Source organism: Elusimicrobiota bacterium (genome assembly GCA_041658405.1).
Classification (GTDB): domain Bacteria; phylum Elusimicrobiota; class UBA5214; order JBBAAG01; family JBBAAG01; genus JBBAAG01.
In genome coordinates this window covers 1-11,622 of record JBBAAG010000087.1, presented here as the reverse complement: position 1 = coordinate 11,622, position 11,622 = coordinate 1, and the positions used below count along the sequence as shown (strand labels likewise).

Annotated in this window: 15 protein-coding genes; 12 read left to right on the top strand and 3 right to left on the bottom strand. The window is 42.6% G+C overall.

Annotated features, from left to right (window positions below; translation table 11 throughout):
* Positions 1-108: 108 nt before the first annotated feature.
* Positions 109-411 (bottom strand): recombinase family protein, encoded by a 303-nt coding sequence (locus WC955_11680; GenBank protein MFA5859710.1) that lies wholly within the window; start codon positions 409-411, stop codon positions 109-111.
* Between the two features lie 213 nt (positions 412-624).
* Between WC955_11680 and WC955_11675 the strand changes: the two genes are divergently transcribed.
* From WC955_11675 to WC955_11665, 3 genes are read left to right on the top strand one after another with little or no spacing between them, the layout of a single operon-like run.
* Entirely contained in the window at positions 625-1,164 is a 540-nt protein-coding gene (locus WC955_11675; protein MFA5859709.1) for a rubrerythrin family protein, read from the top strand.
* Complete coding sequence (locus WC955_11670) at positions 1,149-1,790, top strand: N-glycosylase/DNA lyase (GenBank protein ID MFA5859708.1); 642 nt, start codon at positions 1,149-1,151, stop codon at positions 1,788-1,790. Before WC955_11675 ends, WC955_11670 begins: the two co-directional genes overlap by 16 nt.
* Before the next feature lie 27 nt (positions 1,791-1,817).
* A complete protein-coding gene (locus WC955_11665; GenBank protein ID MFA5859707.1) occupies positions 1,818-2,012 on the top strand; it encodes a hypothetical protein in 195 nt (64 codons plus the stop codon).
* Positions 2,013-2,024: 12 nt separating this feature from the next.
* On the opposite strand, the gene WC955_11660 is transcribed toward WC955_11665, so the two are convergent.
* Both WC955_11660 and typA read right to left on the bottom strand, forming a co-directional pair.
* Positions 2,025-2,522 carry a YajQ family cyclic di-GMP-binding protein gene (locus WC955_11660; GenBank protein MFA5859706.1) on the bottom strand — a complete coding sequence of 166 codons (498 nt, stop codon included), beginning with the start codon at positions 2,520-2,522 and terminating at the stop codon, positions 2,025-2,027.
* Positions 2,523-2,549: 27 nt separating this feature from the next.
* Positions 2,550-4,397, bottom strand: coding sequence for a translational GTPase TypA (typA, locus tag WC955_11655; protein ID MFA5859705.1), 1,848 nt, complete (start codon positions 4,395-4,397; stop codon positions 2,550-2,552).
* A gap of 276 nt (positions 4,398-4,673) precedes the next feature.
* Between typA and WC955_11650 the strand changes: the two genes are divergently transcribed.
* The 9 genes from WC955_11650 to WC955_11610 all read left to right on the top strand — a co-directional run bounded on the left by WC955_11650 (position 4,674) and on the right by WC955_11610 (position 11,453).
* Positions 4,674-5,507 carry a hypothetical protein gene (locus WC955_11650; protein MFA5859704.1) on the top strand — a complete coding sequence of 278 codons (834 nt, stop codon included), beginning with the start codon at positions 4,674-4,676 and terminating at the stop codon, positions 5,505-5,507.
* Between the two features lie 87 nt (positions 5,508-5,594).
* Complete coding sequence (locus WC955_11645; GenBank protein MFA5859703.1) at positions 5,595-6,770, top strand: radical SAM protein; 1,176 nt, start codon at positions 5,595-5,597, stop codon at positions 6,768-6,770.
* Between the two features lie 142 nt (positions 6,771-6,912).
* Positions 6,913-7,332, top strand: a complete 420-nt coding sequence (locus WC955_11640; GenBank protein ID MFA5859702.1) for an Rrf2 family transcriptional regulator — start codon at positions 6,913-6,915, stop codon at positions 7,330-7,332.
* Positions 7,333-7,371: 39 nt separating this feature from the next.
* A complete protein-coding gene (locus tag WC955_11635; GenBank protein MFA5859701.1) occupies positions 7,372-7,536 on the top strand; it encodes a rubredoxin in 165 nt (54 codons plus the stop codon).
* Positions 7,537-7,544: 8 nt separating this feature from the next.
* Entirely contained in the window at positions 7,545-8,720 is a 1,176-nt protein-coding gene (locus tag WC955_11630; protein MFA5859700.1) for an FprA family A-type flavoprotein, read from the top strand.
* 11 nt (positions 8,721-8,731) lie between these two features.
* Positions 8,732-9,532: a 4Fe-4S binding protein gene (locus WC955_11625; protein ID MFA5859699.1), complete on the top strand. Its 801-nt coding sequence runs from the start codon at positions 8,732-8,734 to the stop codon at positions 9,530-9,532.
* Complete coding sequence (locus tag WC955_11620; protein ID MFA5859698.1) at positions 9,529-10,731, top strand: aminotransferase class V-fold PLP-dependent enzyme; 1,203 nt, start codon at positions 9,529-9,531, stop codon at positions 10,729-10,731. Before WC955_11625 ends, WC955_11620 begins: the two co-directional genes overlap by 4 nt.
* Positions 10,732-10,733: 2 nt before the next feature.
* Complete coding sequence (locus WC955_11615; GenBank protein MFA5859697.1) at positions 10,734-11,207, top strand: DsrE/DsrF/DrsH-like family protein; 474 nt, start codon at positions 10,734-10,736, stop codon at positions 11,205-11,207.
* A gap of 9 nt (positions 11,208-11,216) precedes the next feature.
* Complete coding sequence (locus tag WC955_11610; protein MFA5859696.1) at positions 11,217-11,453, top strand: sulfurtransferase TusA family protein; 237 nt, start codon at positions 11,217-11,219, stop codon at positions 11,451-11,453.
* Positions 11,454-11,622: the final 169 nt, after the last annotated feature.

Sequence of the window (11,622 nt, the reverse complement as noted above, 5' to 3'; positions counted from 1 at the left end):
CCCTTCTAACACTATGAGAAACTTCGTTTCGCTGTCCCATTTACGATACCCCATACTTTTTTGCCTCCATTTTCCAGAGGCTTTATTCTACCAATTTCTGCTATAATCTTATATGGGAGCAGTATAGTTTTTATTAATAATCTTCCGGATAGAATTTAGTGGTAGTTTAAGTTCAAGAAACTCCTTTATTTGTTCACGGTAAGGATCCAAGCGCCTACTTTTCTTATTCTTACTCCCTTTTGGCCGGCCAAGTTTTATACCCCGTGCTTTCACCGCTGCAAGGCCTTGTTTTGTACGGATAGAAATATACTCGCGTTCAGCTTCTGCGAAGTACGAGTAGATTGCCAGCAACAATTTTGCCTGTGGCCCTTTGGTAGAAAGTTCGGGCTGGCGGATAAAAATTATCTTCACGCCTTTATCATACCTTATTATTGCAACTATATAATTTTAGAAATTCTTCATCCAACCCGCACCGGCTAACAATCATTCCAAAACATTTTACTTTATAATACTCCCCAAAATTTGAGCCAGTGGTTGCGGATATGCGAACCTTTTAGTATAATTATCGTATCTGATAAATAGCATAGTAAAAATAAAAATATGTTTTCATAGGAGGAAGAATAGATGACAAAAAGTTTGAAAGGTACAAAGACAGAGAAAAATCTGTGGGCCGCTTTTGCCGGTGAGTCACAAGCGAGAAACAAGTATACCTACTTCGCAAGCGCAGCGAAAAAAGAAGGGTATGAACAAATCGCAGCGATATTTCTTGAAACCGCAGATAATGAAAAGGAACACGCAAAACTTGAGTTCAAATTTCTCTCGGGTATAGGGAAAACCGCGGAGAACCTTAAACACGCAGCGGAAGGCGAGAATTTTGAGTGGACAGAAATGTATCCCGGGTTCGCGAAAATAGCGAAAGATGAAGGGTTTGACGAGATCGCGAAGATACTAACTGAAATCTCAGAGATTGAAAAACGCCATGAGGCACGGTATAAGGCGCTGCTCAAACGCGTGGAAGGGTGTACCGTCTATAAACGCGAGAAAAAAGTTGAATGGAAATGCCGTAACTGCGGGTATATATACGAAGGTACCGAACCACCGAAGTTGTGTCCCGCATGCGCGCATCCACAGTCGTATTATGAAGAACAATGCGAGAACTACTGAGGTTATACAAAAAGTTTAAACCTGTCATCCTCACGCGGCTGGAGGAGTTTAACTCTATATGGCAACGCGGGGATGATAGTTGTATATTCAGTGAGCTATGTTTTTGTATCTGCACCCCGCAGTCAAAAGCTGTTGCCGGTGCGGAAGCTGTAAAACAATTGCAGCAACAAAAGTGTTTGCTAAAAGGTAATTTCGCTGATGTGCGGCTATGCCTTACCGGCGTACGGTTTCCTAATAATAAATCGAAGTATATTTTGTCCGCACAAAAGTTATTCACAGGTTCTGGCGGTGTGCTCAGGATAAAGGATAAAATTGATACTGAAAACATACTCGCAGCCCGTGAGTGGTTCGCTCAGAATGTTAAGGGTATAGGGTATAAGGAAGCAAGCCATTTTTTGAGGAATATCGGGTTAGGGCATAACCTCGCGATCCTTGATGTGCATATCCTGAGAAACCTTGTGAAGTATAAAGTTATACCCGCAGTACCAAAAAACGGTGTGTCCTCCCGTAAAACGTATCTCGGGATTGAGGACAAACTGCGCGGGTGGGCGAATAAAATCAAGATCCCGATGAGCCATCTTGACCTTTTGTTATGGGCAAAACAAACAGGGTATGTGTTTAAATAGTGTTTAAGTTAAAGAAAGGAATTTTTTATGCAACGTAATTTTCAGAAGCCAACCAAAAAAAATAATTTTTTTGATGGTAAACCGTTGAAAGACGCGGATGGGCGCCCGCTGGATCCGCAAAAAGGTGAACCTACAATTATCTGCAGCCACTGTAAAGCCGAGATCCCGCATAAATCAGGGTTTCGCCCGTCAGCGCTTAAATGCCCGAAATGCGGGAAGTGATAATTATCCGGTTTACCTGTAATTATTAAATTGCAAGGGTAACGAAAACGCGGAAGCCCTGAGTTTCGCGATTACTGTTTGGAGTACATCCTTTTTTTGGCAGGAGACCCGCACTTTTGTGTCTTCAATCTGCACCTGTACCCGTAGGTTTAAATCTTTAATAATTTTTACAAGTTCGCGCGCTTTTTCTTTGGGTATACCAACGATAAGTTCTATTGTCTGGCGGACTGTCATCCCGGCAGAACCTTCAAACGGTTTTACATCCAACGACTTAGGCGATATCCCGCGGCTTGCAAGGCGCATAAATAATACTTCGCGTAAAGCTTTCAGGCGGAACTCGTTCTCCGCGACAAGCGTTAATTTTTTTTCTGTACGCGAAAAATTTATGGTTGCCGTACTGTTTTTAAAATCAAACCGCTGCGAAATTTCTTTTAATGCCTGGTTAACTGCATTATCTACTTCCTGAAGGTTTACTTCTGATACAATGTCGAACGAAAAATTGTCAGCCATACTGTTTTGTTCTTCTCCTTATATATTCTAGACTTCTACAAATGCTTCATTCGCTTCATTTTTTGTGCGTTTTCTTTCTTTTACCGATAACTGTGTTTTACGCATGCGTACCGATAACGGCGTGATCTCTACCAGCTCATCATCTTTAATAAAATTTATTGCTTTACCTAACGGCATAGCAGTTGCCGGGGTTAGTATCACAGTAAAGTCTGAGGTTGAACTACGCATATTGGTAAGATGTTTTTCTTTACACGGATTAACACAGATGTCTTTATCGCGGTTATGCTCGCCAACAATCATGCCTTCATATACAGGATCACCGGGTGAAATAAACAATGTTCCCCGGGGTTCAAGGTTGTGCAACGCATAAGTCACAGCCTTACCCTGGCGGTCGGAGATCAAAGAACCTGTTACGCGTTTAGCGAAATCGCCACGGTATTCCTCATAACCTTTTAAATAAGAATGTATGATCCCGGTACCTTTGGTATCAACGATAAATTCGGTGCGGTAACCTATAAGTGAACGTGAAGGTATTGTGAATTCCATACGTACCCTGCCGGTACTGTGGTTGACCATGGTATCCATCCTGCCTTTTCTGGCGGATAATTTTTCGGTGATAATACCGATACTATCCTCACGGCAGTCAATAAACAGGTGTTCAATTGGTTCGTGTTTTTTACCGTTAATTTCTTTATATATTATTAGTGGAGACCCAACGCTTAGTTCAAACCCTTCCCGTGTCATTGTCTCTATCAGTATTTCCATCTGGAACTCGCCACGGCCTTTAATGACAAACTTATTGGGATCCTCTGTGGTTTCCAGCTGGATTGCTACGTTCAACAATGTTTCTTTCAGCAGGCGTTCATATATTTTGCGTGACTGCACAAACTTACCTTCTTTCCCGGAGAAGGGCGAGGTGTTTATGGTGAACATCATGGATAATGTTGGCTCGTCAACGTTGATGCGTTCCAGCGCTTTTGGCGTGTCTTTATTACAGATAGTATCCCCGATTTTAACGTCATCAATCCCTGCAAGGACAACAATATCGCCTTGTTCTACAGATCCGGTTTCCTTGAGGTCAACACCGTTGTATACTTGCAATTTCGTTACTTTCAAAGGTTCAATATTACCGTTTTCTTTCATACAGACAAGGTTATCACTGTTTTTCGCGGTACCGTTGATTACCTTCCCGATTGCCAGGCGGCCAATATAGTCTGAGTAACTAAGGTCGCAAACTAGCATCTGAAACGGTTCCTCCGGGTTATACGCCGGTGCGGGGATGTAATTAATAATTGTGTCAAATAACGGTTTGAGGTTAGTCCCGCGGTCAGCAAGGTTGTTTTGCGCAATTCCGTCTCTGCCGATGGAGTATAGTATGGGGAATTCAATCTGTTCATCCTTAGCATCGAGGTCAATAAACATTTTATAGATTTCATCCAATACTTCTTTAGGCCGCGCGTCTTTTCTGTCAATTTTGTTGATAACAACAATTGTTTTGAGGTTAGCTTCCAGCGCTTTCTTCAAAACATACCGTGTTTGCGCAAGCGGCCCTTCCGCTGCGTCAACCAGTAAAATTACGCCGTCAGCCATGTTCAACCCGCGTTCAACTTCACCACCGAAGTCAGCATGTCCCGGGGTGTCAATAATATTTATCTTTATATCATTAAGCTGGATAGAACAATTTTTTGCGGTGATAGTGATCCCGCGTTCGCGTTCCAGGTCAAGGTTATCCATAACGCGGTCAACAACTTTTTGTTCTTCCCGGAACGTACCGCTTTGTTTAAGCATATAGTCTACAAGCGTGGTTTTCCCGTGGTCTACATGCGCGATAATCGCGACGTTACGGATGTTATTGTTACGTTTAAGTTCTGCCATATATCCTTGTACTCTCGGTATATTTGTATAACAAAAAAGCCCCGGGGTACGGGACTGATTTTTTAACTCATCGCTTATACCTATGATAATATTATACCAAATACAAACGTACTTTAATCACAGTAAAAAGTATATTTTTGGTTAACCACATACTTGCGAACAAATATTTTAATATCATACAATTGATATATGTTTATAAACAAAAGAGCCGTCTTGTCAACAGCACTTATCCTTTTTTGCTTAACACAATCAACAGCGTATCCTGCGGTTCCGTCAATGATAAACTTTCAGGGACGGTTAACCGATAATGCTGGACAGCCGTTGACGGATATTGTTGGTATAACATTTAGTTTGTATGATTCACCAACCGGCGGGATACTGAAATGGTCTGAAATACAGAATAATGTTACGGTTACCAACGGTATGTTAAACGTTGCGGTTGGAAGTATTACGGCTATTACCCCGGAAATCCTTGCCGCGGATGAATTATGGCTGGAGATTAAGCTAGGTAATGATACGCTTAACCCGCGGCAAAAAGTGGCAGCTGCGCCATATTCTATTATTGCAGAGAATAGTAATAAGCTCAGCGGGCGTACCTATGACATGTTTGTATCTACCGGCGGGGGAATGGTTAATGGCGAACTAAAATCGTTGGTTGGCGGTACCACTTTTTATATGGTTCCCGCAGGTGCAATAATTATGTGGGCCGGGACAAAAAGTACAATACCTGTAGGCTGGGTGTTGTGTGACGGTAGTAACGGCACGCCTGACCTTAGTGACCGGTTTATCGTCAGTATCAGTACAAGCGAGGAACCCGGTATTACCGGCGGGGCTAATACTATTGTTTTATCAACCTCAACACTGCCCGCGCATACGCATACAGGAACGACTTTGTCTGACGGTAATCATACGCATTCAATACATCATGCTGGTTCAGGCGGGACGGATTCACGCTTGGCTGTTGGTAAAGCTACCGGCCAATACGACGGATTAATTTCTGAACCCGCGGGTGTGCATACACACACTTTTACATCAAACCCAACCGGTGCAGGGGTAAGTATAGATATCCGCCCGAAGTATTTTAAGCTTGCGTTTATAATGAAGTTATAAGGTTATACCAAACCAGGCATTAAGGTAAAAACCAGCGAATAACATTAAATATTGTATAATATTGCAATATATAGAAAAGAGTATGTTATGCGCAGCCGAACGCCGATAAATTTTGTTTTAGAAACCTGTGTCCGTACACCGGATCTTATCCCTGTTCTTAATAAAACACTTATCCGTAAACATATACTCGCGGATCTTGACTATAAGCGCGGTGATGGGAAAGCAAGCCGCCCACCGGTACAGATAAGTTTGCGTATTACCAATGCGTGTAACCACCGTTGTGCTGTCTGTGGGCAGTTCGGTGAAAAAGGGTATATTCATACGGAAGACGGTAAAAAGTTGTTGAAAACAATGCCGTTACAGAAATATAAGGAAATTGTGGATGAAGTTTCCAGGTATAAACCTATATTCTATGTTACCGGCGGAGAAGCGTTTCTGTACCCACACCTGGTTGAGTTAATGAATTATATTAAACATAAAGGGTGTACAGTTTCGGTTGTTACGAACGGTGTCAGGCTGAAAGAATCCGCGGAACAAATTGTTAGGAACGGCTGGGATATGATACTAGTATCCCTTGACGGGCCGAAAAAGGTGCATGACCAGTGCAGAGGCTTACCCGGAGCGTATAAGGCTGCGGTTAACGGTTTATTTGAACTTCGCCGGTGGAAGCGTAAACTGCGGAAGAGTAAACCGTACATACTGACTTCCACAACAATTTCTAAAGTCAATGCGCCGGTACTTGATAAAACGTTCACGATCTGTAACCGTATAAAACCTGATGTGATGGTGGTATACCTGTCATGGTTTACCACTGAAAAAATTGGGCAGCAGCACACGCAGATCATTGAAAAAGCGTTAGGAATTAAGCCTTATACATGGAAGTCATATGTTAACCGTTTTAACGAAATTGACCTTGACTTATTTGTTTCTGCAGTAGAGAAGGTACGGAAAAAACGGTGGAATTTTAAGTCAATGTTTATCCCCGACCTGCGCCTAAATGATATGAAGGATTATTACTTAAAACCTTCAGAGATGTTTGGGTATTCCAAATGTATAGCGCCGTTTATCATGGTAGATATCATGCCGAATGGTGATGTAACAACGTGCCGCGATTTTATTGATATTAAAGTAGGAAACGTTAATGACAATAAACTCCTGGATATATGGAACAACGACAAGTTTGTCCAGTTCCGCAAACTGCTTATAAAACACAAAGGGTTACTGCCGATCTGCGCGCGATGCTGCGGGTTAATGGGATTTTAAAAGAATAAAGTATCCTAGTAAATTTCTTTCTTGACAAATAAATGATTTTTGTTTATAATAATACTAACACGGTAGGATTAGTAATATTTAAGAATGCCGTGAGAATAGCGGCATAAATAAAGGCTGGTATGAGATTAACGATATGAGAATAACAACAAAAGGGCATTACGGCATCCGCGCAATGATGGAACTCGCTGTGCGGTACAACAACGGCCCGGTACAGCAGAAAGATATTTCCCGGCATCAGGAGATTCCGTATAAGTACCTCGAACGTATAATGAACCTTCTCACGCTCTCAGGCTTGGTACGGAGTATGCGGGGACACGGTGGCGGGTTTGTCCTGTCCAAACCGCCGGAAGGTATTACGTTGTTCCAGATACTTGAAGCAACTGAAGGTTCGTTAGTACCGATGGAATGTTTAGTGAATTCCTCAGTCTGCGCGCGATACAATAAATGCGTAGTCCACGATGTGTGGAGCGAGTGGGCAAAAGCGTCTGAACGTATACTTAATAGAGTAACACTGAAGAAGTTGGTAGATAAACAGTATGGAAAGAAGAAATAGTTGAGAATTCAAGGGTATTTCAGGAAGGAGAACAAAGTTATGAAGAAGTACAAATGCACGGTATGTGGTTATGTTTATGACCCGCAGGCAGGTGATCCTGATAATAATGTAAAACCCGGTACGCCATTTGAAAAACTGCCTGAAGGATGGGTATGCCCGCTTTGCGGTGCGGATAAAGAAGCGTTTGAAGAAGAGAAGGAGTAGTAAAGAGTATGAACATTAAACAACTTTGCCCAAACGTGTATTCAGTAGGAGCAATTGACTGGGACCGCCGATTGTTTGATGAGCTCATACCATTACCCGAAGGTACGACATACAACGCGTATCTTGTCAAAGGTACGGATAAAACTGTGTTAATTGACACGGTTGACCCGGTAAAAGCGGATGTGTTAATTGCCAACCTCAACTCGTTAGGCGTAAAAACAATTGATTTCGTTGTTTCTCACCACGGTGAACAAGACCATTCAGGCCTTGCAGGTAAAGTTGTGGAATTATACCCCGGTGCAAAAGTTATGACAAACCAGAAGTGTAAGGATATGCTCAAGGATTTGCTGCATATACCTGATGACAAGTTTGTGGTTATTAATGACAAGGATACGCTTGATCTTGGGGGTAAGACATTAGAGTTTATCTTTACCCCGTGGGTACACTGGCCGGAAACGTTTGTGACATATCTGCGTGAGGATAAAGTATTATTTACCTGCGACTTTTTCGGTTCACATTACGCAGGTGATCCACTGATGCCGGTGGAAGGCCATAAAGTGTATGAGTCAGCAAAACGCTACTACGCAGAAATAATGATGCCGTTCCGTACAAACATTGTGAAGAATATAGAAAAAGTGTGTGCGTATGACGTTAAAACCATCGCGCCGTCACACGGGCCGGTACACTATGACCCATCGTTTATCATCAATGCGTATAAAGAATGGACAAGTGATAAAGTAAAAAATACTGTTGTCCTGCCATACGTCTCAATGCATGGGAGTACTGAGTGTATGGTAAACCATCTGATAACCGAACTTCTCGCGCGAGGCGTTGCTGTGAAACCGTTTAATATACCGCGTACCGATATTGGCGAGCTTGCAAAAGAACTTGTTGACGCAGCGACTGTTATTGTTGGTACCCCGACGGTTCTCACGGGCCCGCATCCCGCGGCGTTGTACGCAACCGCATTGTTTAACGCGTTACGCCCGAAAACACGGTATATTTCAATCATTGGTTCCTATGGCTGGGGCGGTAAAGCTGTTGAAACTCTCGCGGGGTTGATTCCGAATATAAAAGCTGAACTTATCCCACCGGTGTATATAAAAGGTAATCCCGGGGTAGAGGATTTTGAGGCATTAACTGCGTTAGCGCAAACTATTGCTGAGAAACATAAATTGTTGTAGGGGGTAATACTATGGCAAAAGTTAAACGCAAGATTATTAAAATTGATGAAGATAAGTGTAATGGCTGCGGCGTGTGTATCCCGTCGTGCCCCGAAGGTGCGTTAAAAGTTGTTGATACGCCTAAAGGGCCGAAAGCCAGGGTGGTGAAAGAAAACTTTTGTGACGGCCTAGGCGCGTGTGTTGGTGACTGCCCGAAGGATGCGTTGCACGTTGTAGAAGCTACGGTTGACCGGTATGACGAAGAAGGTGTTATCAAACACATAAAGAAAACTGCACCGGAGAAACTTGAACAGCATATGAAACACCTTGCTGCGCATGCTAAACCTTTGGCCTGTGGATGCCCGGGTACGGCTTCGCAATCGTGGGGTAATGATAGCAAAAATAATAATGATACGTGTGGGTGTAATGATGAAGACGAAGATAGTGTTCAGGGGGGTAAACAAAAGTCGCAGCTGCGCAATTGGCCTGTACAGTTAATGCTCGTGAATCCAGGGGCGGACTATTTCAAAAACGCGGAGATTGTGTTTGCAGCGGATTGTGTCCCTGCAGCTAATCCAAACTTTCATACTGAATTTGTCAAAGGTAAGATGTTAATCATCTGTTGCCCAAAACTTGACGATACAAAAATTTATGCGGAAAAACTTGTTGAGTTGTTCATAACAGCAAAGCCAAAAAGCGTATCCGTTGCCCATATGGAAGTTCCCTGTTGTTTCGGGTTGACACAATTAGTGAAAGACGCAATGAAAACCGCAAAACTTAAGGTGCCGTACATGGAAACGGTTATTGGAATAAAAGGAGAAACGCTGGGATGAAAAAAATTAATTTTGACCACTTTGCTGCGGCGTATATTTTACCGGAAGCAAGAAGCGCGATGCTTCCATTTCTCGGGGAGAGTATTGGTAATCCGTTGAGCAAGCATTTAATAGGCGATGATGCGAGGGATGCTGTTGGTGATGCGAGGAAAAACGTTGCCGCTCTACTCTCCGCAGCGGATCCCGATGAAATAAGTTTTACTTCAAATGGGAGTGAAGCTAACAACCTTGCAATACACGGAACTGTCAGGGCATACACAAAAAAAGGTAAACATATCATCGCAAGCCCGATTGAACACCATTCGATAATACACCCGCTGAAAAACCTTGCAAAACAAGGGTACGAAATCTCGTGGTTAAATGTGGATAAAGACGGGCTCGTTGACCCTGTACAGGTGAAATCTCTTATACGCAGCGACACAATACTCGTGACTGTAACTACTGCGTCAAACGAAATCGGGACGATAGAACCGATAAACGAAATTGGTATGATTACCCGGGAATGTAATGTCGTGTTTCATACCGACGCAATTGCTGCAGCGGGTAGTGTGGATATCAATGTTCAGGAGTTGAATGTAGACCTGTTAAGTATTTCAAGCAATGTTATCTACGGCCCGCAGGGCGCGGGTGCTTTGTATAAAAGGAAAGTACTCAAACTCTATCCGTTGATCGAAGGAGGGGTACAGGAAAACGGCCTCCGTGCGGGGTCGCATAACGTTGCGGGGATCGTTGGGTTTGGCATCGCAGCAAAAATCGCGAAGGAAAAGGTTGTGGGCCGCATAAAATATTTAATGCCGTTACGGGATAAACTTATTGCTGGTGTACTAGCTTTGCCACATACAGTACTTACGGGCTCAAAAACCAGGCGACTGCCCGGGCATACAAGTTTTTGCTTAAAATTTATTGAAGGCGAGTCAATCCTTTTAATGCTGAGTTTCTCAGGATTTGCGGGGTCAAGCGGGTCAACTTGCTCATCCGAAGCACTAAAAATGTCGCATGTGCTTGAAGCAATCGGGGTGGATACTATCTCCGCGCAGGGTTCTGTTGCGTTTACTCTGGGGATAGATAATACTGAAGAAGATGTTAACCAGTTTCTTACGGTATTACCCCCGATTATTGATAAACTTCGTGCAATGTCGCCTGTAACTGATGAAACTAAGATGGAAGAGTACAACAAAACTGTCCGTAGGAGTAAATAAGTATGAAAGATAAGATGACAATAATATTTTTTAGCGGTACAATGGACAAAGCGTATGCGATGCTGATGTTATCCACTACTGCCGCGGCAATGGATATGGATGTCGACGTGTTTTTCACGTTCTGGGGGTTAAGTTTTCTTAAAAACCGCAAGATTTACGCAAAAAAAGGTGTACTCCAGAAAATGATGGAGTTTATGATGCCAAAAAACATGAAGTCATTACCATTAGCCACAATGAACTTTCTAGGGCTCGGGCCTGTTATGATGAATGCGCTAATGGCGCAACAAAAAACGCCCTCGGTTGAAGAACTTTATAAATCCGCGAAGGAATTAGGTGTTAAGTTTTATGCATGCTCAACTTCCTGCGGGATAATGGGCGTGGGTAAAGATAATATGATTCCCGGGGTGGATGATATGGTTGGTGCCGCTGCATTCCTAGAAAAAGCGAAGGCCGCAAAGATTAATTTGTTTATATAAACAATACATATGGACAATATCAAACCTGATAAAACACTTGATTGTACAGGCCTTTTTTGTCCTTTACCTGTAGTGAAAACTAAACAGGAAATTGATAAACTTAAATCCGGTGAGGTATTGGAACTCATAGCTGACGATCCCGGTTCTAAGCTTGATATTCCCGCATGGTGTAATACTACAGGAAATATACTTATTTTCACTGAATTCACAAAGGATGAGTATAAATTCTTTATACGCAAAAAATGATGTATATGTATGTATTGTTGTATAATACCGTGCAAAAAAATGCAGGAATGTGTAAAACTATCTGTGCAAATTACACAGTTATTCTGCTAAACCGACAAAACATTATTTTTAGCCATCACAATATTTGTATTGTAATATAATCAAAATAACGATAATTGCGGTATACCCC